Consider the following 22,233-nt stretch of genomic DNA (forward strand, 5'->3'; position numbering starts at 1 on the left):
TTTAGTCATGGCGGCGGAGCCTCTTAAGCCCCCGGTTCATACTACGATTTTTTCTCCCACCCCACGTTAATCCACACATTGGGGTCGTAGTAGGGTGCTGCGAAGAGCGCGGGGCCATAGTTGGCGAGTTTTTTGCGCACCGCAAGATAGTTGGGCCCGTTGTACAGCGGAATATAGGTGGCAACATCCTGCTGATGCTTCTGTTCAATGGCGTTGGCGCGTTCCAGCTGCTGGTGCGTATCCTCGGTTCCCAGCATCTGCGCCGCCATGCTGCGGATTTCTTCGGTGCTCCAGCCATCCGTGACGGAAGCGTACAGGTAGTTAACCGCCTCCACGGGGGTTGGGGTGATGCTGTACCCGGTGAAAACCGCATCGTAGTCGCCAGCGGCGAGCGCAGTGCTGTATTCGTTGGCTGGGCGGTTTTCAACCTTGGCATCGATCCCCATGCGCTTGAGTTGTTCCATCATGAAGTTGCTCATGGAAGCCACCGTTGGCTCGGTCGTGAAGTTGGTGATGGTCAGGGCTGCTTTTTCTTCGCCTTTAGTGTAGATACCTGCGCGGGTGTATCCGGCTTTCTCAAGGATTTTGACGGCGTTTTCGATGCTTGATCTGCTGGGATAGTTGTTGCGGTACCCGTTTTGGGGCGGTAGGAAGCAGAGCGAGCCGGGCAGGGTTTCTTTCCAGCCGAGCTGCCCGAAACGTATGTGCTGAATCTGTTTGCGGTCGATTCCGGCGACCACGGCCTGGCGTATGGGCAGCGGAACTTTGCGGGGGTTGAGCTGTAAAACGCCCGCGTAGAGCGCCATTCCGCGGCGAATTTCGATGTCTGCAACACTCGTGATGTCGTTGTAGGCGCTCACGGTGCTCACGTTAACAACATCAAGTTCTCCGGTTTTGAAGGATGCGCGTTCCTCGGCGCTGTCTTCTATCTCGTACCAGGTGATGCTATCAAGAAGAGGCTGTGTGCCCCACCACGCTGGGTTTCGTTCGACTCTCAGGTATCTTTCGGCGGTATTCCACTCTTGAACTTTGTAGGGTCCCGCCCAGTATTTATCAAGGGGTTTATCAAAGCCGTTGTTGAAGAGCTCGGGGTCTTTCAGCGCCGGGTGCAGGAAGATGCAGAGGCTTCCATCGGCTGGGTACCACGGGGTTTTCATGGTGATGCTGATGGTGTGTTTGTCGCCTGCTTCTTCGATGGAGGCTATCTGTTTCCAGGCTCCCCCGTCGTGTATTCGGTAGTCATTGCCGCCGCCGTCTTTGCCGCGCAGGATTTCCCAGGTGGTGCGCAGTGCCTCAATGTCGATAGGGGTTCCATCGTTGAACGTGGCTTTTGGGTTGAGCTTGATGCTGATGCTTTGTGTACCGTGCGCGGTTTCGGCTTTGAACTCGGTAACGTAGTCGGGGTTGGTGGTGAGGTTCCCGGCGTAGTCGCTTATCCATCCTCCGGTGGCGGCCGCCGAGTTCACGGCCGTGTGAATAGTGAGCATTGAGATTCCGTACCCGGATTCAGAGGTAATGTTGAAGTTTGGTCCAATAGCGGGATATGACAGGTTGAGGCTGCCGCCTTCGCGCAACTCGGCTCTATCGCGCGGATTGGTTGCTGTTGCTTCTTGAGAGTCTGTTCCCCAGCCCGAGCCGGGCAGTTCTGAAGCGTTGGTTCCGGATTGGCAGGCGGTGAGCACGCCGATTCCTGAGAGCGCGAGAGTACCGGTGAGCAGGGTTCTGCGGGTGACAGATACGTTCTTCATCGAAGCTCCTGAGGTTCCGGGGAGAATCTGTGCCGGGTGAGCTAGTTCGCCGTGGATGGGTAAAACATACCGGATGCACAACAGTGAAACATCTCTGTTTAATTATATCCCGGCTATCCTGCCTTTTGAGCTTATTTCACGTGGTTTCATGAGCTTTCGCAACACCCTTCATCTTTTGATCTTCGCCACGCTGATCTTGCCGGCGGCTGTCGGCGGCGGAGGTATATACCGCCTTCACTGGTTGGAATTGCATAGGACCAGCACAGACCCTCAAGGGCTTCATCTCGGCGACTACTAGTATCTTTCAGAAAACAGCCCAGCAAAAGCAAGTGCCCCCAACCGCATATCGGTCAGGGGCACTTCGGCTCAACAGCGCTGCAAGATTGATTACTCCTGCCAGCCTACGTTCATCCAGTAATCGGCGCTCGTGTAACTCGTTTTGAAAAGGCTCGGCCCATAGTTAGCCAGCTTAGACTTGACGGCATAATATTCCGGACCATTAGCGTATGGAAGGTACATCACGACCTTTTCAAGGTGCATCTTCTCAAGTTTATTGGTCATTTTGAGCTGTTCTTCACGCGATTCGACGGTCAGAAGCTCTTCACAGAACTTATCGATCTCGGGATCACCCACGCCGTTGTTATTGGCGGAATGGTAGAGGGAAACAGCCGACTCTGCCGGATCAAGACTGGTGCCGAAACCGCCCAGCATCGCCTCGTAAGATTTTGAGCCGATGACCGAGGTGTAATTTGAACCTGGCTGATTATCAGTATTCACTTTGATTCCAGCCCGCGACATTTGCTCGGCAAAACTACGTGCCAGGGCCTGAGTCGTGGCCTCACCACCGAAGTAGGTGATAGAGAATTCTGCTTTTTTGCCGTCCTTCTCATAAATATCGCCGTTGAGCTTGTACCCGGCTTCTTCCAGAATCTTCTTGGCGGCATCGGCGCCGGTTTCTTTGGGATAGTTATCTTCGTACCCTCTTTGGAAAGGCATAAAAACAATAGAGCCGGGCATCGGCTCGCTCCAGCCAAGCTGAGAAAACATAACGTTCACCAGTTGAGCGCGGTCTAAAGCTGCGGCGATCGCACGGCGCAAAGCCAAGTCAGTAATACGCTTGGGGTTCAGGTGCACACCGCGCACTCCTGTACGCTGACCCTCGCGGATATCGGTACCCGCCTGCCCCTTGAGCTCGGTATAGGTATTGTTTTCGACAAATTGAGTAGCGTCCACATCACCATTTTTGAAGGCCGCCCGAATAGCATCGGTTGTCATTTCACGCCACACAATACGGTCCAGAAGGGCTTTCTTTTCGCCCCACCAATTCGGGTTTGGCACAAGGGTTAGAGTCTTCTCAGCGGAATTCCAGCCATTTTCTGCGACCTTGTACGGGCCTGCCCAGTACTGGTCGAGAGGCTTATCCACAAAGCCCTGGTTAAAGAGTTCCTTATCGGTCAGCGCCGGATGCACTGCGGTAGCAAACAGGCTTTCTGCCGGATAGTACGGGCTCTTAGTCGTGATTTTGACTGAGAACTTATCACCATCTTCTTCGATGGATTCAACGAGTTTCCACGCTTCAGATTCGAGGAGTTCGTACCCGGTTTCTTCGGTGGTCTTTCCGTAGAGAGTCCAGCATGCGCGCACTGCCTCAATATCCATTGGGGTGCCGTCGTTAAACTTTGCTTTGGGGTTAAGTTTCATGCGGATAATCTGTTTACCGTCTTTGGTTTCCGCCTTATGTTCCAGGCACAGATCCGAGTTGAGGCTTAGGTCTCCGTTATAGTCGACGTTGAAGAAGCCAGCACCCGAGGGGATATTACAGGCGTTGATGGCATCCAGGTTTGAGCTTGTGTACCCGGTCTGAGTTAGGGTATTGAAGTTTGGTCCTAATGATGTAACAACGAGGCGTAGCTCGCCTCCCTTCTTCAGCGAAGAGTACTCTTGTTTATTCACGTTCACACGCGAGAGAACATCTGCAGAGTCGGTAGCGGCAGCGCCACCCGGTTTATTGGATTTACCGCCTCCGCACGCAGCCAGCAAGCCTGTAGTTCCCAGGGCAGCTGTTCCCATAAGCAGGTTGCGTCTCGACACAGGTGTTTTCATGATTTTCTCCTTAAGAGGGGTTAGGAAGAAGCGCCGCTGCTACCTTCCAGAAATGGTCACCCACTGGGGATTTAGAGGTATCCCAGGGGTGAAAGATGCTTTTAGTATAACCTATTGTGAGACATATCTATGATATAAAACATATTATGAAGTCTTTAAGGAAAGTTTTAGAAAATAAACACCTGCGATAAACATAATGCGGGCGCTTACCTCACGATATATACGTGAAATAAGTGCCCGCATTGATAAGCTGCTAAAGATTACTCCTGCCAGCCTACATTGACCCATAGATTAGCATCTGTATAACTTGTCTGGAACAAGCGAGGACCGTAGTTTGCCAGCTTACTCTTCACAGCCGAGTAGCTCGGACCATTAGCGAAGGGCAAGTAAATAGCAACCTTTTCCATGTGGAGCTTTTCTACCTGGTTGGCAAGCTTAATCTGCTCATCTTTAGATTCAGTTGCCGAAATCTTAGCAATCAGCTTATCGATTTCGTCGTCACCCACACCGTTGTTAATATCCTTGGTGTAGAAGTACTGGGGGCTATCTGCCATATTCGCGCCTACAGCCCAACCAGAAAGCGTACAATCGTAACTCTTCGTACCCACGACAGAGTTAAAATTCGACTCTGGCTGATTATCGTTGGTTACTTTAATACCGGCTTGTTTAAGCTGTTGCTCTATTCGCTGGAATTTTGCTTGGGTGACGGTATCACTGCCGAAAGTAGTAATCGAGAATCCTGCAGTCTTACCGTCCTTCTGGTAAAAGTCACCGCTCTTGGTGTATCCTGCTTCTTCCAGAATCTTCTTGGCAGCATCTGCACCCGAATCCTTCGGAACGTTATCCTCATATCCCTTCTGGAAAGGCATAGCGAGCATAGACCCGGGCATTGGTTCTTCCCAGCCAACCTGCTTAAAGGCAACATCTGCCAGTTGAGAACGATCAACCGCCGCAAAAGCAGCACGGCGAAGCGCCGAATCCGTGACGCGAGTAGCGTTAAACTGCAAATTCTGCACGCCAGTACTCTGGCCTGAACGAATTTCAGTACCGTTCTGCCCCTTAACCGCGCTATAGGTTGCAGCATCGGTAAATCCTGCGGCATCCAGTTCACCGTTCTTAAACGCAGCCCGAAGAGAATCGATACCCATCTGACGCCAGATAATCTTCTCCAGCAATGGCTTCTTCTCGCCCCACCACTTATCGTTCGGAGCCAAGGTAATAACCTTCTCAGAAGAGTTCCAGTTGCTTACCTTAAAAGGACCGGCCCAGTATTGATCCATAGGCTTATCGACAAAACCATCGTTGAACAGCTTCTTATCGACAAGAGCGGGATGTGTAGCAAACGTACCCAGGTCATCCGATAGATAGTATGGAGTTGAGAGAGTAATCTTCACATGGAACTTGTCACCATCGACAGCTTCAATACTTTCCATCTGCTCCCATGAAGGGTTGGGGATAATGTTGTAGCCTGAGTCTCCGCCACCCTTATAGATCTCCCAGTATGCTTTGACTGCTTCAACGTCAATAGGAGTACCGTCATTAAAGACAGCCTTGGGGTTAATCTTGAATTCTACGGTCTGAACCCCATCTTTAGTCTCCATCTTGTGTTCCAAACAGAAATCTTTGTTGATAGAGCGTTCGCCTGCAGGGTCCGTATTATAAAAACCAACAACGGCTGGTATGTTACAAGGGCCTCCAAAAGCTGCTAGGTTCTCTGTGGTATAGCCGCTCTGAGTCATGGTGTTGAAGTCCGGGCCCAAAGCACTTACGGAAAGTTTCAGTTCGCCACCCTTCTTCAGTGAAGAGTAGTCTTGCTTGTTAATCTGCAGATTCTTGACAACTTCTTCCGCGCTAGAAGCTGCTTTGCCGCTTAGCTTGTCATCTTTTGAACCGCCACACGCAGCCAGTAAGCCAACACTTCCCAGGGCGACAGTGCCCGTCAGCAGGGTGCGGCGGTTGAAGGTTCTCTGAACGTTCATGAGGATTCTCCTTTACTGCCTCGAGTCTATACGATGTGACACATCACCTATGATTCAAGGCACATACAACAATGTTGCTTTTATAGTACAGAACCCCCTACCCCACCGCAAATAGTTTTCGCGCCTTACCAATCTACGGAATTTCTACCGTGTAAACCTGTAGATTCTCCCCCGTCATATATTCGCTTTTTTAGAATAAAACTAATTTTTATCCGCAAATGCGATAAGGCGCGAGCAGATAATATTTTGTCGAGCAGATAGCGGGTTGTTATCTGCTCGACAAAATATTATCTGCTCGCCGGGTTAGGGTGAGTGCAAATATGCATAACACCCACCCCACCCGTCAGAGAGCGAGCAAAACTACTTCACCCAACCAACCTTAGTCCAGTCGATGGTCTTGAACAGGAACGCACCATAGTTAGCGAGACCCTTCTTCGTGAAGACGTAGTGAGGACCGTTAGCGGCGCATCCTAAGAAGGCAAGTTCGGCGGTATGCTTCTTCTCGATCTCGTCGCATTTGAGGTTCCGCTCCTTATCGTCCTCAATCAGAAGCATTTCATCAATCATGGCGTCGATCTCAGGGCTGCCGATACCGTCGCTATTGGACGAGTGGAAGAACTGTTGGGTGGCGACCGTAGCATCGGGGTTATTCGCCTCGTATCCCGCGAACGTGATGTCGTACTCCCAGTTGCCCAAGACCCTACCGAAATCGCCTTCAGGATGCTGATCGACCTCAATATTGAGCCCGGCTTCTTTCATATTCCGCGTAAAGGTCTGAGCCATACCCTTATCAACAGGATCGTCGCCAAAGATCACGATCTTATAGTGAATCTGCTGCCCATCTTTCGCGTAGAACTCGCCGTCTTTGGTGTATCCGGCGTCCTCAAGCACCTTCTTGATGGCATCTTTGGGACTGCCCTCTACCTTGGGGAATGCATCTTGATAGTACTCCGAGAAAGGCATGTGGAGCATCGATCCAGGTATCTCTTCTTCATAGGGCAAGCCCTGGTACCGAATCTTGGCAAGGGCCTCCCGATCAAGCCCATAGAAAATAGCCTTCCGCACGGCGGCATCCTTGACCCGCCGGGGGTTCACATCGATACCGGAAACATGCAGGCGCACTCCCTTGTGGAGTTCCGTGCCTGCCACCGCCTTAAACTCGGAGTAGGCAGAGGCAGTCCCTGCAGCCGCAGCATCGATTTCATCATTCTTGAAAGCCGCTTTCTTCGCTGGTTCATCCATCTGCCGGAAAATAATCTTCTCCAGCACGGGCTTATCGCCCCACCATTTATCGTTCGGCACCACCGTAACGGTCTTCTCGGAGGAGTTAAAACCGCCGTCTTTGATCGTGAAGGGTCCACAGCCCCACTCGGGATGCAGATTATCCACAAAGCCCTCATTGAAGACCTTAGGATCTTCCAGCGCCGGATGCAGAATAAAGGTGAATAGGGCGTTCAAGGGGTAGAAAGGCTTCGAGAATGTCACCTTCACGTGAAAGTTATCTTCTTCGGCTTCCACGCTTTCAACGTATCCATAAATATCCGAGGACACAATATTGTATTCCCCGTCAGCCTTTTGCTGAGTTTTCCAGGTGGCTTGCAGGGCTTTCACATCGATCGGGGTTCCATCGTTAAACTTCGCCTGAGGATTCAGCACGATCTTGACGATAACATTCTCCCCCTCTTTGCCGGGGGTAAAAGACTGGGCGTATTCTTTCCTGAGGGTCTTAGTACCATCAAAGTCTAGGGTCCACAAGCCTGCATCATGAATAGTGCTCATGATGGTCTGGGTATCGGTCATATTGCCCGACGTAGTCCGGGGGTTGAAATCTGGCCCCATCGACCCGACCGGCAGCCGCAGGGTTCCGCCCTGTTTCAACTCAGAAACCTCGTGAGCATTGATGTCGTAGAGGTCTTTAAGGTTTGCACCCTGCCCGGGAGCGGTAGTTTTTCCGTCCTTCGCACCGCCGCCACATGCGGAAAGCACACCGACGGTTCCAGCTGCCGCAGCTACACCCAGCAGAGACCGGCGAGTCAGTGCATGAGGAATGAACGCTGCTGGGGTTTTGCTGATGCTCATGATGTGTTTCCTTACGTGTATGCGCCCTGCGATGGGCTTGGTGTTTCAGAGGCTTTGAGATAACTTATGCAGTGTAATGCATAAAGTATCTATACCCAGAACCATACACCAAACCTCACGCAAAGGGTAAGGAAAACAGTAATAATGTGTTGTAAATTACATATTTTTATGCATATTTACACAGGATTTGAGTGTATATTTTCTTATTTTTCAGGAAATAATGAGTATAACTTACGATAATCCAGAATATTTACTGAATATCATGTGTGGCTATGAGGGCACAGACAAGGCGCATCCCTACTCCCCCACGAGGGAATGCAGGATGCGCCTTATACATATTTGTAGAACGTTCCCCTAATTTCTAGGGGCTATAACTCAACCGACTAGTTTGTGAATCCGATGCGCGACCACGCCGAAGGGTTGTACTGCGGATCATCAAAGAGAAACGCACCGTAGTTCGCCAGGTTCTTCTGGCAGCACACGATCTGCGGACCGTTGTAGAAGACGCTGCTCGTAGCAAATTCCTCCATATGCTTCTTCTCGATCTCGTTGCACTTGAGGTTACGTTCTTTAGCATCCTCAATGGAGAAGAGCTCTTCAATCATGGCATCAATCTCTTCGGAACCGGCCCCATCGTTGTCTTCGCGGGAGTAGAACTGCTTGGTGCCCTCAGTACCATCGTCGCTGTTTACGCTGTACCCAATGAAGCTCAGTTCGTGCTCCTTGGCAGACATCACTTTGCCCAAGTTACTAGCAGGCTGCTGATCAACATCACTCTCAATGCCCAGATCACGAAGCTGCTGAGAGAGGAAACGCGCCAGAGATTTTATGGTGTTATCCTCGCTAAAGTTGTTCACCACTACTTTCGCGCGTTTTCCATCCTTTTCATAGAAATCGCCGTTTTTAGCGTATCCAGCCTCTTCAAGAATCTTAGCGGCCGCAGCCTTCCGATCGGCTGCCTGCGGCATACTATCGGCATAGTACTCCGAGAACGGCATATGGATCCTCGATCCGGGCAGGGCCTCGTTGAACGGCAAACCCTTAAAGCGAGTATCGGAAAGCGCCTTACGATCCAAGCCCACCATAATGGCGCGGCGAAGCGGAGTATCGACTTTGACGGGGTTCATCACCACACCGCCTGCAAAGAGGCGTTGGCCCTGGCGGAACTCGGCATTCTTAACATTTTCGAGTTCCTTGTATACGCTCACGACATTAGCGTTTACAGCGTCAAGCTCGCCATTGGCAAAGGCAGAACGCTGCGCAGGGGTATCGAGCAGACGGAACGTAATGGATTCGAGAACCGGTTTTTCGCCCCACCACTTGTCATTTCGTGTGACGGTCAGCGTTTTCTCGGTTGAGTTCCAGCCGCCTTCGGCAACCTTAAACGGCCCTGCCGCATAATCGGAATTCGGCTTATCCACTAGACCATTGGCAAAGAAATCGGTATCCGTCATTTTCGGATGCACCACATAGCTGAAGAGGCTGGCAATCGGGTATGAAGGCTTCGACATCGTGACCTTCACGCGGGTTGCGCTGCCGTCTTCTTCAATAGACTCAATATTCGGGTACAGACCCGTGCTCTGAATCTGATAAGTCTTGTTGTCTGAAAGAACTTTATGAGTCGCTCTCAGAGCTTCAATATCGAGCGGGGTACCATCGTTGAATTTTGCCTTTTCATTCAACGTGATATGCAAAACCTGTTTGCCGTTCTCCATTGCGGAGGTGAACTCGGTACAGAAGTCGGGGTTAGGCGAAGTTTTACCTTCGTAATCTTGCTGCCACAGACCACTCGTGAGCAAAGAATTATACGAAGAGATAGCACGAGCATTATCGCCAACGGCGCCCTGAGTATGCAAAGGATTGAAATTTGGTCCCAAACTGGTGACCGCCAGACGCAGCTTTCCGCCGGATTTGAGGGCAGAAACATCCTGCTTATTAATTTTCACGAGGTCTGCGATATTCGCGCCTGCCGTTGCTGCAGCCTGAGTAGAGCCGGAACCACCGTTTTTACCGGAACAAGCCGCAAGCATGCCAACGGTTCCCAGCGCAGCACCGCCTGCGAACAGGGTGCGGCGGTTCAGAGTGGAGTGAGCTTTCACGAGCGTATTCTTTCTATCACCGACAAACGCACAGTCTAGCGCTACCGCCCGTGGTAGCGGCGTTTGATACACCTTAATTGTATTCATGGAATTACAGAGCGAGAATTTATTTCCTGCAATCTCAAATACTGGTAATTCATATCACTATTTCGCTTTATCGCATAATATAAATTTTTAGCTCTTTAAAACGTTGCGGGGATGATTCTCCTATGAGAATCATCCCCGCAACACACATGCGGTTCTACGAAACCGACTCTAGCGCTACATCGGGAAGGTCTGCACCATCCGGGTAGTAGCAAGCATAACCGTGGTCTTCGCCGTCAAGCGTGATAACCTCGGGCTTTTCCTCCAGGCACCGCTTCTGCTTATCCTCAGGAAGCAGCTTAAAGATGGGGCACCTGCTGGAGAAACCGCATCCTACCGGTGCATTAACCGGAGTGGGCAGGTCGCCATCCAGCATGATGCGCTGGCGCTTAGCCTCAACCTCTGGGTCTGGCACGGGAATAGCCGAAAGCAAAGCCTTGGTGTACGGGTGAATCGGGTTATCAAAGACCTGATCCACGTGACCAATCTCAACGATGCGCCCCAGATACATAACCGCAACCCGGTCAGAGGCGTGGCGAATCACGGCGAGGTCGTGCGCCACCATCAGGTAACTCAGGCCCAGGCTCGCCCGGAGTTCTTCAAGCAGGTTAATCACACCCGCCTGAACGGAAACGTCCAATGCCGAGACAGGTTCGTCCAGCACCACAAGTTTCGGGTTCACGGCAAGCGCGCGGGCAATACCAATACGCTGGCGCTGACCGCCCGAGAACTGGTTCGGGAAGCGGTTCACGTGATCGGGCTGCAGACCCACGATCTTCATCAGCTCAACCACACGCTTTTTAATGTCCGGACGCTTCATGCCCTGGTTTTCCAGGGGCTCAGCAAGAATCTCATAGACGGTAAAGCGCGGGTCGAGGGCACCCGTGGGGTCTTGGAAAACCATCTGCTGGTTCTTGCGCAGTTCAAGAAGCTCGCTGACAGATTTATGATCCTGCGTAGAGACGCCGTTAATCAGAATCTCGCCATCGGTCTTCTTGCTGAACTCCATAATTTCCAGCAGCGTGGTGGTTTTACCACACCCGGATTCACCCACGATCGAGAAGCACTCACCCTCACGAATATCGAAAGATACGCCATCCACGGCCTTCACGGTACCCACGCGGCGCTTCATGAGGGAACCCTTCATGAGCGGGAAATGCTTCTTCACGTTGCGCACTTCAAGCACCGGCGCGCGATCTTCGCGCGGAGTGCTGTCGAATTTCGAGACGGGAGTTTCAGGAACGGTATAGAGTTCTTCGGCCGTCTTACTGATGATATCCTGCGAGATAGTGCATGAGGAGTAGTGCCCTTCACCAGCGCCCTTAAGCGGAGCGAGCTCGGGCTCACCGGCATCGTCCTTGCAGCACTTACCGCCGTTTTTGGCGACGGGGCAACGCTCACGGAACGAGCAGTGATCCACCGGGTACAGCAGATTCGGTGGAGTACCTTCGATGGGCACCAGGGAGGTCTTCTGCGAGCGATCCACGCGGGGAACCGCGCCCAACAAACCGATGGTGTAGGGGTGGCTGGGGTACTTATAAAGGTCTTCAGCCTTAGCAATTTCTACCGGTTTACCCGCGTACATCACCAGAATGTCATCGGCCATACCGGCGACAACACCCAAGTCGTGAGTAATCATGATAGTTGCCGCGCCGGTTTCATCCTGCGCTTTATCCATAACCTCAAGCACCTGCGCCTGAATGGTGACGTCAAGCGCGGTGGTAGGCTCATCCGCAATAAGCACGCGCGGATCGTTGGCAATTGCCATTGCGATCATGATGCGCTGGCGCATACCGCCGGAGAACTCATGTGGGAAAGAGCGCAGACGGTCGGCTGGGGAAGGAATACCCACTAAGCGCATGAGTTCGATAGAGCGATCTTTAATCGCTTGCTTGCTCATACCTTTATTGTGGATTTTGAGGACTTCGGCAATCTGATCCCCGATAGTGTACACCGGAGTCAGCGAAGACAGCGGATCCTGGAAGATCATGGAGATGTGCTTGCCGCGGTACTGGCACATTTCCTTATCGCTCAGACCCAGCAGTTCGGTGCCGTTATATTGGATAGATCCGGTAATATCGGCGGTCGTGGGGTGAAGCCCCATAATCGCCATAGATGCCACGGATTTACCCGAACCGGATTCGCCAACGATACCCAGGGTTTTACCGGCGTAAAGGTCAAAATCAACGCCGCGCACCGCATGTACAACACCGTTTTCGGTATTGAAGCTAACGTGCAGGTCTTTAACACTCAGAACGGGAGAAGTGCTCATGAGTTTTATGCCTCCTCATTCTGGGCGGATGCCTGAGCATCGGTCTTGGGGGCGGTTGATAGTGCTGCAGCGTCGGCTTCCTGAGCCTGCGCGTCTTCGATCTTAGATGCCGATTTCTGGCTCTTAGGTTTCTTTGACTTCTTGATCTTACCGACCGACATGGAAGTCGGGTCGAAGGCATCGCGCAGGCCATCATTCATGAGCGAGAGCGGCCCCACCAGCAGGAAGAAGAAGATCACGGGGAACCAGAACATATGCGGCAGGGTATTAAGCTGCTGCGCGGCATCGGAAATCAACGACCCCAGTGAGTAGTTCGGATAGGTAATACCGATGCCGATAAAGGAGTACGCAACCTCAGAGAGCACAGCGATCATGATGCCGGTCGTGAAGTTCAGCACGAGCATCGAGCCGATATTCGGAACGAGGTGCCGCAGCACGATCTTGAAGGGATGTACGCCCATATAGCGTGCTGCTTTCACGTAATCGCGCCCAATCAGGGATTGCGCCATCGCACGAATCACACGGGCAGGACCCATCCAGCCGAATACAATCAGCACAGAGGAGAGCACAATCCACGTGGGAACGGTCTTCTGAATCTGCTTACCGATCTGACCGTTGATGAAAATCGCCAAAATTAGCAGCGAGGGAACCATAATCATGGTTTCCAAGAGGAAGAGCATAACCCTGTCGATCCAGCCACCAAAGTACGCCATCACGCAACCGTAGATCGCGGAGATAATGACGGTGGCGATACCCACGACCAGGCCGATTTCCATTGAGGTCCACACGGCTTCGCTCATCATGGCGAAAAGATCGTTACCGCCCACGGTGGTGCCAAACCAGTGCTCTGCGGAGGGGCCTTCACCGCCAAGGGTCATAAAGTCAGATTCGGTTGCGGAATACTTGGAAACATATTTACCGAAATACCCGAAGATCCCCACACAGATAAAGACGATAAGCCCGACCACCGCAGCCTTGTTGCGCAAGAAGCGGCGGAGGATAATCACGTTCTTGTTGAGAACTTTAAAATCACCATTCTGCACGACAGGTACCGTGCTTGTTTCAGTTACCTGGCTCATGAGATCCTCACTCGGGGGTCGACGATCGTGGTCGCGATATCGGCGATAATGGCACCGATGGCGAACAGCACGGAACCGTAGGCGAGAGTAGCGGTCGCAGCGTTCACATCCTGCTGACCAATCGCATCAATAGACCATTTACCGATGCCGGGCCATGCAAACACGGACTCCGCGAAGAATGCACCCGCAAAGATGGTGGGAATGGTGTATGCAATCGACTGTGCCACCGGGATGAAGGACACACGCAGGGCGTGGCGGGTAATCGCCTGGTTACGGGTGAGTCCTTTCGCGCGAGCGGTACGCACGAAGTCTGCGTTCACGTTATCGAGCAGGTATTGCCGCTGAGCAATCTGATAGCTGGCCCATCCGAAAATCGTCATACAGAAGGTCGGCACCACATAGTGCGCCGCCATGTCTATGGTGGTATCCCAGAAGCCTGTTACACCGGGCGTCGAAATACCGGTCACATAGAAAATCTTTTCACCGCCGTTTTCAACCACAATGTTGTTAATGGCGGTTGCTCCCTGCTGCACCACGAAGTATGCCACGGGGGCGGGAATAATGTAGACGAGATAGGAATAACCGGTAATAACCCGGTCGGAAAACTTGTACTGACGCGCTGCCGAGTAAACGCCCAGCGCCACACCGATGATAATGGTCAAAATAGTCGCCGCGAGCATCAATCGGGTAGAAACCCACAGACGCTGACCGAATTCCTGATTGATATATGCGCTGTTTGGGCTGCGTCCCCAATCAAATTTGGTGACAACATTCGTCAGCCATTGAATGTATCGGTCCCACGCACTCATTTCGGGGTCTAACCCAAGGGATGCGAGGGTGCGGTTCACCTGCTCAGGCGAGGGGCGCGGTACCTTTTCCTGCTCCAAAAGGGCAGGTTTTAGAGTGGTAACAGCCGCAAAATAACCCATAGTCGTGGTTAAGAAAACCATCACGAGGTAAGTGAGCGACCTCCGGAGGATGTACCTAAACATGGGGCGGTTCCCCTCCTAGATATTTTGGTTTCGTAGGCATGTGTGTAATAGCTTCCGTCATCGGATAATCCAGTGACTATAGTCACTAGAAGCGTAGTTCCTTTATCTTATATTTACATTCGGGTATCCACCAAACCCACATCGCCTTAAGATCAGCCGACAAGCACCATTTTGCGGGGTGCTGCGAGGAGTTTAGAGGCGGTATCCCCGGTATCGCTGTCAAAATAAGGTTCGGCAAAAAGTTACGAAAGATTTACACACACCGAAGATTTGTGGCGTCATATTTTTTCACAACGCCTCAAACCCTCTCCAGACCCCAAAAAATCCACGAAAAACCATGTAAGCAGGAGCAAAACCAACATCTAAAATAAGTAGGTCCTAACTTATATTTTCGGGATTTACGGCAAAAAAAATTTTATGAATTTCATACCAAAAGCACCCCGTATCCTGTGATTTATGAATGACATCACAGGATGCGGGGTGAGAATGTATCTCTTTTACACGTGACTTTCTACGTTCGTGAAAATTCTAGAACCGGTTACGGTACTCGCTCGCAGCAGCACCGGTGCGGAAGGCACGAATATTGTGGGCGATCAGTTCCTCCGGATTTACGGGGCGCCCACCGGCGGCATGCGGGGTAATCACGATATTCTTCGCATCCCACAGGGGCGAATCGGAGGGGAGCGGTTCGGTTGCCGTCACATCCAGTGCCGCACCCGCAATCGAGCCGGAGTTTAGGGCGGCGACGAGTGCATCCTCATCGACAGTGGTACCGCGCCCCACGTTAATCAGGTAGGCGCGCTTGGGCAGCAGCTGCAGCTTATGGGCATCGAGCGCCTTGAAGGTCGAATCGCTGGTGGGAAGCACCATCACGAGAATATCCGTAGTTGGCAGGTATTCGTCGATCTGTTCGGTAGCAATCACCGGGAAACCGGAGCGCTCCCCCGCGCTCTGCGCAACGCCGGTTACGTTCGCGCCGAAAGCCTTGAAGAGCCGCGCGGTCTCTTGGCCAATCGAGCCGAAGCCCCACACAAGCACATTGGCATCAAGCAAGGTGGTGATCTGGTCTTTCGGGTGAAGTTCCTGCGCGCCGCCGAGCTCCTCAGCCCAACGATGCTCGGCCGTTGCCTGCGCCAGCGTCGGCAGGAAGCGTACAAAGTTCAGGGTCAGCGCGAGCGCATGTTCCGCAACGGTTTTCGAGTGCAGACCCACACCCGCACAGATGGCGGCATCTGGGGTGAAGCCCGCCGCGCGCACCGCATCCGGCCCCGCAAGAAGCGCCTGAATAAGCCCCACATTATTCATACGGCGAGCGGAATCCGCGAGCTGATCGGCGGTATTCGCCCAAGCAATCAGAACTTCGGCATCGGTATCTTCCTCGGCAATAGGTTCTGTGGGGTTGTAATGCCGCACGGTATCGCCGGGTTCAAGCCCTAGTTTCTCTTCGTCGAGCGTAATTGAAGTAGGGATCAGAATCTTCATGGGTCCTCCTGTGGATGGTGCATGCGGGTTGGCGTTCAGCAACGAAGGCGACCCGCGTCCCGTGTGAGGGGGTTAACAGTTATTCCCCTCCAGCATAGCGTGCGAGGGGAATAACTGTATAGGGTTACCTAAGAAGCCGTTAGGGCTTGGTGCCGTGCGAAGGCTTGCCGGTGTCCTCTCGACCCTCGGCACGAGGCTCGGTTTTCGCCGGTGCATCGGATGCACTACCGGCAAGTTCCGGGTCGATCACGGTATACGCTTCACCCTGCATTTTCTTCAGGCATTCGGCATCTTTCGCTGCCATTTCGGGCGTGATTACCTCAATGGCACCGGTTGCCGAACGCGCCACATCGGTAGTAGTGTGCGTTTCGATGGTGGTGGCGAGCGCATCCTCACGGATGAAGAGAAGCAGAAGCGCGGAGATTAGCCCGAGTGGTGCCAGGTAGAGGAAAAGCGGGATCAGGGCATCATTGTAGGCGTTCACGATAATACCGTGAATCGGCTCGGGAATCCGGCTGACGAGCTCGGGAGTCAGGGAGGAGGTTCCGTGTTCCCCCGCCGAAGCTGCCGCTTGCGCGGGCATGCGTTCACTGAGCAGGCTGCTCAGGCGTGAGGTAAACAGACCACCCACGAGCGATGCACCCACGGTTGAGCCGACTTGGCGGAAGAAGTTGTTTGCCGCGGTGGCGGTTCCTACGACGGTGACGGGGAAGGCGTTTTGCACGATGAGGGTGAGGAACTGCATCGACATGCCCAGGCCCGCGCCCATGACCGCCATATAGCTGCAGAAGATCCAGGTGGGGGTGCTCGGGGTGATGGTGGAGATCAGGTAGAGCCCAAGCGCCACGAGTGCGGTACCGGTGACCACATATGCCTTGTATTTGCCGCGTGCGGAAACCAGCCGTCCGGTAATAATGGAGACCACAAGCAGGGCACCCATGAGGGGAATCATGAGCAGACCCGCCACGGTTGCGCTCACGCCCAGAGACATTTGCAGGTAGGTGGGGATGTACTCGACGGCACCGAACATGGCAACACCGAGGGCGAGAGAGGCGCCCAGGGTGAGCAGGAAGTTGCGGTTGGTGAAGAGGTACATGGGCATGATCGGCTCTGCGGCGCGGTTTTCAACCGGAATGAAGATCAGGGCCGCGACGGCGGATGCGATGAGAAGCCCAATAATCTGCGGAGAGTTCCAGGCGTACTGATTGCCGCCCCAGATGGTGGCGAGCACGAGCGCGCTGGTTCCAGCCATGAGAATAATACTGCCCAGATAGTCGATCTGCCGCTTTTCGCGGTCTTTGAGCGCGGTGTGTGGGAGCAGGAAAATGACGGCAAAGATTGCCAGTACGGCAAGCGGCAGGTTGAGCCAGAATGCCCAACGCCAGCCGGGACCCTCAGTGATCCACCCGCCGATGAGCGGCCCGGCGACCGAGGAGAAGGCGAAGACACCGCCGATAATACCCATATATTTACCGCGTTCGCGGGCGGGGATCACATCTGCGACCACGGATTGGGAGAGAATCATGAGACCGCCACCGCCGACTCCCTGGAGCGCGCGGGCGACGATCAGCCAGGTCATATCGGGAGCGAGCGCGCCGATGATAGATCCCGTCATGAAGGAGAGGATGGCAAAAATCAGGAAGGGTTTACGCCCGAACTGGTCGGAGAGTTTGCCATACACCGGCATGGTGATGGTGGAGAGCAAGATGAAGGTGGCAATCACCCAGCTCATATGCTCCACGCCATGCAGTTCGCCCACAATGGTCGGCAGTGAGGGTGCGAGGATGGTTTGGTTCAGTGCCGACATGAGCATCACGATGACCAAGCCGGAGAACATGAGCGCTATTTGATGTTTTTTAGCTTCAGCCGTGGTGGCTTCAGCGGTTTTGTCTGAGTGCGACGTCATTCCTAGTTTTCCTTCAGCAGGGCTTGAAAAGTTTTGACGGTGTTGTGGATGCGCCGCTCGACCTCGTCTTCGTCGGCAATATCCTTGGCGAAGTGCAGTTGCCGCAGCACCGCGGATGCGAGCTGGACCGTGGCACGGGTGCGTTCTTCGGCAGTTTCTGTCAGCGGCATATTTTCGGGGCGGGTTATCAAAGGGCCGCGCCTTCCTGCGGCGTTAAAGGCATCCCAATCGACGGTATTGAGATAGTCAATGAGCACCTGTTCGCAGTTGATATGGTGTACCTTCAGCCGGTGCCTAAATTCGGGGAATTCGTCGATGCGCTCCCGGAATTTTGCGTGATTGGCAAAGTTGAAGCTGTGCCGCACGATGTACAGCAGCAGATGGGTGATACGCACGATGAGGTTGTCGTTCTCGTGCGCCCGGTCGCTGGCGAGCAGGTCGTCGGTGATGGCGGGGGCGCGCAGGCCGAGCACCGCATCCTCTTTGGTTCCGAAGTAATTGAAGAAGGTGCGGGGCGAGATTCCGGCTTCCGCCGCGATGTCTTCGACGGTGCTGCCGCGCATACCGTGCTGGCGGGCTAAGCGCAGGGCGGTTTCGTGAATGTTCACCCAGGTGCGTTCACGGCGGCGTTCACGCAGGCTTGTCTCGGTGCGACTCGGCTCAGATTTTTGCATAACTGCAATTATTGCATTTCTGCATTTTTTGCACAACTGCATTATGTGGGCGACGCGGCGTGTCCTGCCTCTCCCCCACAGAAGACAAGATGCTAGGCATAATAATAGGATGAACTTTTTTTCACCCGCATATCTCAACTTCCTACCCGATTGGCTCAGGATTATTCTGTTCTTCGCAGACCTGAGCATCCGTGTGCTGTCACTATTCTGGCTGCCCTACAACCGCAAGCCCGTGGTCGCACTCGGCTGGCTCATGGCTATCTTCTTCATCCCGTTCATCGGGTTCCTAGCCTTCCTGATTTTCGGGTCCTCTCACCTTCCGCAATACCGGCGTGCCCGGCAGCACGCCATGAACGACCTGATCCGCGAGACCACCGGCGGCACCCCGCAGCTCACCGACTCCGACGGACTCAACGAGGCAACCCTGGTCGCCAGCCAACTCAACTACAAGCTCGGTTCGCTCCCCCTCGTCGGCGGAAACTCCTTCACCCTGCACAACGACAACCACGAAGCCATGCGTATCATGGCTCAGGAAGTCAACAAAGCCCAGCGGTACGTTCACTTCGAGTTCTACATCACCGCCTACGACGAAGCCTCCAAAGTACTCTGGGATGCCCTCTTCGCCGCCCAAAAACGTGGCGTGCGGGTGCGCGTGCTCATCGACCATATCGGCTCGCGCAAATACCCCTCATACCGGCAGCTGACAAAAATGCTCAACGAATCGGGTATCGAATGGCGCCTGATGCTGCCCATCAAACCCTGGCGACTACAATGGCAGCGCCCCGACCTGCGCAACCACCGCAAAGTCCTCGTGATAGACGGCGCAGTGGCATTCTCAGGCTCGCAAAACGCCATCCACCGCTCCTACGACCTCAAAGAAAACGTGCGTAAAGGTCTGGAGTGGAAAGACCTCACCTTCTCATGCACCGGTCCCATCGTCGAAGAGCTCAACGCGGTATTCGTCTCCGACTGGTACTCCGAAACAAACCAGCTGATCCTCGAAGAAATTGAGGCGAAAATCCCCTACGTTCCAGGATCGATGCGCGCCCAAGTCGTCCCCTCCGGCCCCGGGTTCGAGACGGAAAACAACCTGCGCCTAATCAACTACATGATCTACAACGCAGAAAAACGCATCACCATCTGCTCACCCTACTTTGTACCCGACGAAACCCTGCTGCAGGCACTCACCAACGCAGCATTCTCGGGCATCGAAACCACCGTGATCGTCTGCGAAAAAGGCGACCAGTTCCTCCCCAATATGGCGCAGCGCTCCTACTACGAGACGCTGCTGCAATCCGGGGTACGCATTCTGCAATACCCCAGCCCCACAGTGCTGCATTCCAAGTTCATGTACGTAGATGACGAAATGGCGTTTATCGGCTCATCAAATATGGACCCCCGCTCATTCTCGCTCAACCTCGAAGTATCAACCTTTATCGCAGACGCCGCTATGGTGGATGCGCTCGCCGACGTTGCGCGAACCTACGAAAGTATCTGCACGGAACTGCGTTACGGCCCGTGGTCCTCACGCCCTCAGCGCATTAAGGTCACCGAAAATATCTGCCGACTCTGGTCATCGCTCCTGTAAAACGTGGTCTGGAAACGCCCGTAATATGAGGGAGTTCGCCGCAGCACGCGAACGAGTAGGCATCATCAGCGGGAAACGCCCGTAACATGAGGGAGTTCGGCATGACCGCACTCTCGAAGCGGTACCTGCGGCTGTGGTGATGACCGTGTGCAAGTGCACCTTCTGCCGCCTCTGAAAGACCAGCTGACATGGGGTTTTATACCGATTCGCCATATCCGCGATGTTTTCCCCGCGAATGCAGAAAACGCACGATCGCCCGCACCCGTCGCGGACGCATCGCGCGTCGTCCATTTCTACCCAAAAATATAGTATATAGCCTATCGCCACATGCGATTTCCCGTATGTATCGCCGAAGGTTTAATCTGCAGCCACTCCGGACTGGGCAGCCGCACGGCCTTCTTGCACCCCGACAGAGCCGTGATAATCGACTCGCACCGGCGGTTGAACTCAACCGTATGCCGCTTATCCACGATCTGCCCCGGAAAATGGCGGTGCATCTTCGACACCGAATCGCTGCTCTCCTGCAGACCGTGCCCGGTATGGCCCGGCACGTGCTTCACAATCACCCGATGCGCCCGAATAGCCGCGGTCAGCTGCTCCATCTCGGCGATAACCCGGGCATCCTGCACACCCTCACGCACCCAATAATCGAAAGCCCAACGACTGTGCGCCAGCCGCAGAAGAAAGGTCAGCGCGCCCAAGGAATCGGTGTTAATAATCAGGCGGCGACCGCCATGATAAAACACGTGAAACGCCGCGAGCATCGCCGAAAGCTCACCGGTCATAATATTCACGGCATCATAATGGGTGTGAAAATAAAAGCCGTCCTCGCTCACCCCGGCAATGCCCATGCGCCCACCGCGCAAATACTTCTTATTGTGGGTGGCGCGAAAGGAACAATCGGTGAACACGTTATAGTCCACGAGCTGATTTTCGGGAACCTCTGCCAGCGTATCAGCGATCATCTGTTCGGTCAGCTGCTCGGCACGATCCTGAAAATAGCGCATCGTCTCGGCGGCATCCGTACCGGCAAGGCGCACATGAACCTCACCCAGCGAATGGTTATCGTACGGGTCAAGCACCTTCTCAAACGCCCGGTACTCCATCGCCTTCTTAAGCTGCTCACAATCACGAAAAAGAAGCTTCAAATCGTGCCGGTCGGCGGCAACCGTCACCAGGTGGTGCGTATAATCCGAAGGAATAACATCCCAGGCATTAAGCACAATACGCCCCAAAGTCTTCGGGTGCACCACATCGCACGGGTCAAGAAGCGAATGCATACACGATTCAACCACCGGCTCCTGGTTAATAACGATGCGCTCACCGTTTTCACGCGAAATATAGACAAGAGCCGTGAGGGTGCTGTAACAGTATCCCTTGGTCTTACGGGTGTATTCGGCAACTGCAATCACAGCCACGCCCCGAGTTGTATAGCCCGCCGGGTATGAGGTGCTGTAGTCGGGCGCCTCCCAGGTTAGGGTGCACCGTTTAATATGAGCCGGTGAGAATCCCACGTGTGTACACCCCCTTGCCGCATAGTCTCCTTCTTTCGTGTAGTGAGGAATTGTTCCACTATCTTTTATATGCCCGCCGGTGTCTGTGCGCAAACGTTGAACAGGTTATTTTACAGTCAGCGAAGAACCTTAAAAAGGGAAGCTAAAACCGTTTCTTGGCGGGAATTATGCGCGGTGAATGAGAGGTTCTGCCCCGCTCTGGCGCGCATCTGTGCGACGGTGTAGGGTTGGAGTTATCCGGTATATCTAACCTTGAGAAGGAGCACACCATGATCGGTGTTTATGCAGGTGTTTCGGTCAAGCCCGAGCACGTTGAAGAATTCCTGGCATCCGTCCCCGCCCTCGTCGAGGCATCGCGCAAGGATGCGGGCAATATCAGCTACGATTTCGGCCCCGCCACCGGTGAGACCTCTGCGGGTGAACCGCGCGCTTTCGCATTCATTGAGCGTTGGGAGTCACAACAGGCACTCGAAGCGCATATGGCGACCGAGCATTTCGGCACCGCTGTGAAAACCTGGGAGCCGCTGCTCGCCGCAGAGCTGGATGTGCGCATCTTCGAGATGTAACTCTACTCCCCCTGTTCTCCTCTGCTAAAAAGAGCCTTTATTTGAATAAAGAGGGTTTTTCGCCGCTT

The 22,233-nt window shown here is 53.6% G+C and carries 14 protein-coding genes; 2 read left to right on the forward strand and 12 right to left on the reverse strand.

What is annotated here, in order from left to right; all coding sequences use genetic code 11:
- Positions 1–41: 41 nt before the first annotated feature.
- From HMPREF2756_RS06005 to HMPREF2756_RS06060, 11 genes are all read right to left on the reverse strand, one after another.
- Positions 42–1,748 (reverse strand): ABC transporter family substrate-binding protein, encoded by a 1,707-nt coding sequence (locus HMPREF2756_RS06005; RefSeq protein ID WP_070619304.1) that lies wholly within the window; start codon positions 1,746–1,748, stop codon positions 42–44.
- A 387-nt stretch (positions 1,749–2,135) separates the two neighbouring features.
- Complete coding sequence (locus tag HMPREF2756_RS06015) at positions 2,136–3,851, reverse strand: ABC transporter family substrate-binding protein (protein WP_070619309.1); 1,716 nt, start codon at positions 3,849–3,851, stop codon at positions 2,136–2,138.
- 260 nt (positions 3,852–4,111) lie between these two features.
- The gene (locus HMPREF2756_RS06020) at positions 4,112–5,830 is read right to left on the reverse strand and encodes an ABC transporter family substrate-binding protein (protein ID WP_070619312.1); all 1,719 of its coding nucleotides are present in this window, start codon (positions 5,828–5,830) and stop codon (positions 4,112–4,114) included.
- A 360-nt stretch (positions 5,831–6,190) separates the two neighbouring features.
- Positions 6,191–7,909: an ABC transporter family substrate-binding protein gene (locus HMPREF2756_RS06025; RefSeq protein ID WP_070619315.1), complete on the reverse strand. Its 1,719-nt coding sequence runs from the start codon at positions 7,907–7,909 to the stop codon at positions 6,191–6,193.
- A 383-nt stretch (positions 7,910–8,292) separates the two neighbouring features.
- Positions 8,293–10,008 (reverse strand): ABC transporter family substrate-binding protein, encoded by a 1,716-nt coding sequence (locus HMPREF2756_RS06030; RefSeq protein ID WP_070619318.1) that lies wholly within the window; start codon positions 10,006–10,008, stop codon positions 8,293–8,295.
- 241 nt (positions 10,009–10,249) lie between these two features.
- On the reverse strand, positions 10,250–12,364 hold the full coding sequence (locus HMPREF2756_RS06035) for an ABC transporter ATP-binding protein (protein WP_070619321.1): 2,115 nt from the start codon (positions 12,362–12,364) through the stop codon (positions 10,250–10,252).
- A 5-nt stretch (positions 12,365–12,369) separates the two neighbouring features.
- Complete coding sequence (locus HMPREF2756_RS06040) at positions 12,370–13,443, reverse strand: ABC transporter permease (protein ID WP_070619324.1); 1,074 nt, start codon at positions 13,441–13,443, stop codon at positions 12,370–12,372.
- On the reverse strand, positions 13,440–14,435 hold the full coding sequence (locus HMPREF2756_RS06045; RefSeq protein WP_070536636.1) for an ABC transporter permease: 996 nt from the start codon (positions 14,433–14,435) through the stop codon (positions 13,440–13,442). Before HMPREF2756_RS06045 ends, HMPREF2756_RS06040 begins: the two co-directional genes overlap by 4 nt.
- Before the next feature lie 528 nt (positions 14,436–14,963).
- Positions 14,964–15,917: a phosphoglycerate dehydrogenase gene (locus HMPREF2756_RS06050; RefSeq protein ID WP_070619327.1), complete on the reverse strand. Its 954-nt coding sequence runs from the start codon at positions 15,915–15,917 to the stop codon at positions 14,964–14,966.
- Between the two features lie 139 nt (positions 15,918–16,056).
- Positions 16,057–17,823 (reverse strand): MDR family MFS transporter, encoded by a 1,767-nt coding sequence (locus tag HMPREF2756_RS06055; RefSeq protein WP_070619329.1) that lies wholly within the window; start codon positions 17,821–17,823, stop codon positions 16,057–16,059.
- Positions 17,824–17,825: 2 nt separating this feature from the next.
- Complete coding sequence (locus HMPREF2756_RS06060; protein WP_246822683.1) at positions 17,826–18,497, reverse strand: TetR/AcrR family transcriptional regulator; 672 nt, start codon at positions 18,495–18,497, stop codon at positions 17,826–17,828.
- 109 nt (positions 18,498–18,606) lie between these two features.
- Here HMPREF2756_RS06060 and cls point away from each other — a divergent pair, with 109 nt between their 5' ends.
- Positions 18,607–20,085: a cardiolipin synthase gene (cls, locus tag HMPREF2756_RS06065; RefSeq protein ID WP_070619331.1), complete on the forward strand. Its 1,479-nt coding sequence runs from the start codon at positions 18,607–18,609 to the stop codon at positions 20,083–20,085.
- Positions 20,086–20,402: 317 nt separating this feature from the next.
- Here the strand turns inward: cls and HMPREF2756_RS06070 are convergent, their stop codons facing one another.
- Positions 20,403–21,599, reverse strand: a complete 1,197-nt coding sequence (locus tag HMPREF2756_RS06070) for an RNase H family protein (protein ID WP_070619334.1) — start codon at positions 21,597–21,599, stop codon at positions 20,403–20,405.
- 269 nt (positions 21,600–21,868) lie between these two features.
- Here HMPREF2756_RS06070 and HMPREF2756_RS06075 point away from each other — a divergent pair, with 269 nt between their 5' ends.
- A complete protein-coding gene (locus tag HMPREF2756_RS06075; protein WP_070619337.1) occupies positions 21,869–22,165 on the forward strand; it encodes a putative quinol monooxygenase in 297 nt (98 codons plus the stop codon).
- Positions 22,166–22,233: the final 68 nt, after the last annotated feature.

It is taken from the genome of Rothia sp. HMSC067H10 (genome assembly GCF_001810635.1).
Taxonomy (GTDB): domain Bacteria; phylum Actinomycetota; class Actinomycetes; order Actinomycetales; family Micrococcaceae; genus Rothia; species Rothia dentocariosa.

Excerpts from the sequence above, each read along its gene's own strand:
- HMPREF2756_RS06005 (WP_070619304.1), bottom strand. The coding sequence starts at position 1,748 with ATGAAGAACGTATCTGTCACCCGCAGAACCCTGCTCACCGGTACTCTC.
- HMPREF2756_RS06060 (WP_246822683.1), bottom strand. The coding sequence starts at position 18,497 with ATGCAAAAATCTGAGCCGAGTCGCACCGAGACAAGCCTGCGTGAACGC.
- HMPREF2756_RS06015 (WP_070619309.1), bottom strand. The coding sequence starts at position 3,851 with ATGAAAACACCTGTGTCGAGACGCAACCTGCTTATGGGAACAGCTGCC.
- HMPREF2756_RS06050 (WP_070619327.1), bottom strand. The coding sequence starts at position 15,917 with ATGAAGATTCTGATCCCTACTTCAATTACGCTCGACGAAGAGAAACTA.
- HMPREF2756_RS06040 (WP_070619324.1), bottom strand. The coding sequence starts at position 13,443 with ATGAGCCAGGTAACTGAAACAAGCACGGTACCTGTCGTGCAGAATGGT.
- HMPREF2756_RS06055 (WP_070619329.1), bottom strand. The coding sequence starts at position 17,823 with ATGACGTCGCACTCAGACAAAACCGCTGAAGCCACCACGGCTGAAGCT.
- cls (WP_070619331.1), top strand. The coding sequence starts at position 18,607 with ATGAACTTTTTTTCACCCGCATATCTCAACTTCCTACCCGATTGGCTC.
- HMPREF2756_RS06045 (WP_070536636.1), bottom strand. The coding sequence starts at position 14,435 with ATGTTTAGGTACATCCTCCGGAGGTCGCTCACTTACCTCGTGATGGTT.
- HMPREF2756_RS06075 (WP_070619337.1), top strand. The coding sequence starts at position 21,869 with ATGATCGGTGTTTATGCAGGTGTTTCGGTCAAGCCCGAGCACGTTGAA.
- HMPREF2756_RS06035 (WP_070619321.1), bottom strand. The coding sequence starts at position 12,364 with ATGAGCACTTCTCCCGTTCTGAGTGTTAAAGACCTGCACGTTAGCTTC.
- HMPREF2756_RS06025 (WP_070619315.1), bottom strand. The coding sequence starts at position 7,909 with ATGAGCATCAGCAAAACCCCAGCAGCGTTCATTCCTCATGCACTGACT.
- HMPREF2756_RS06020 (WP_070619312.1), bottom strand. The coding sequence starts at position 5,830 with ATGAACGTTCAGAGAACCTTCAACCGCCGCACCCTGCTGACGGGCACT.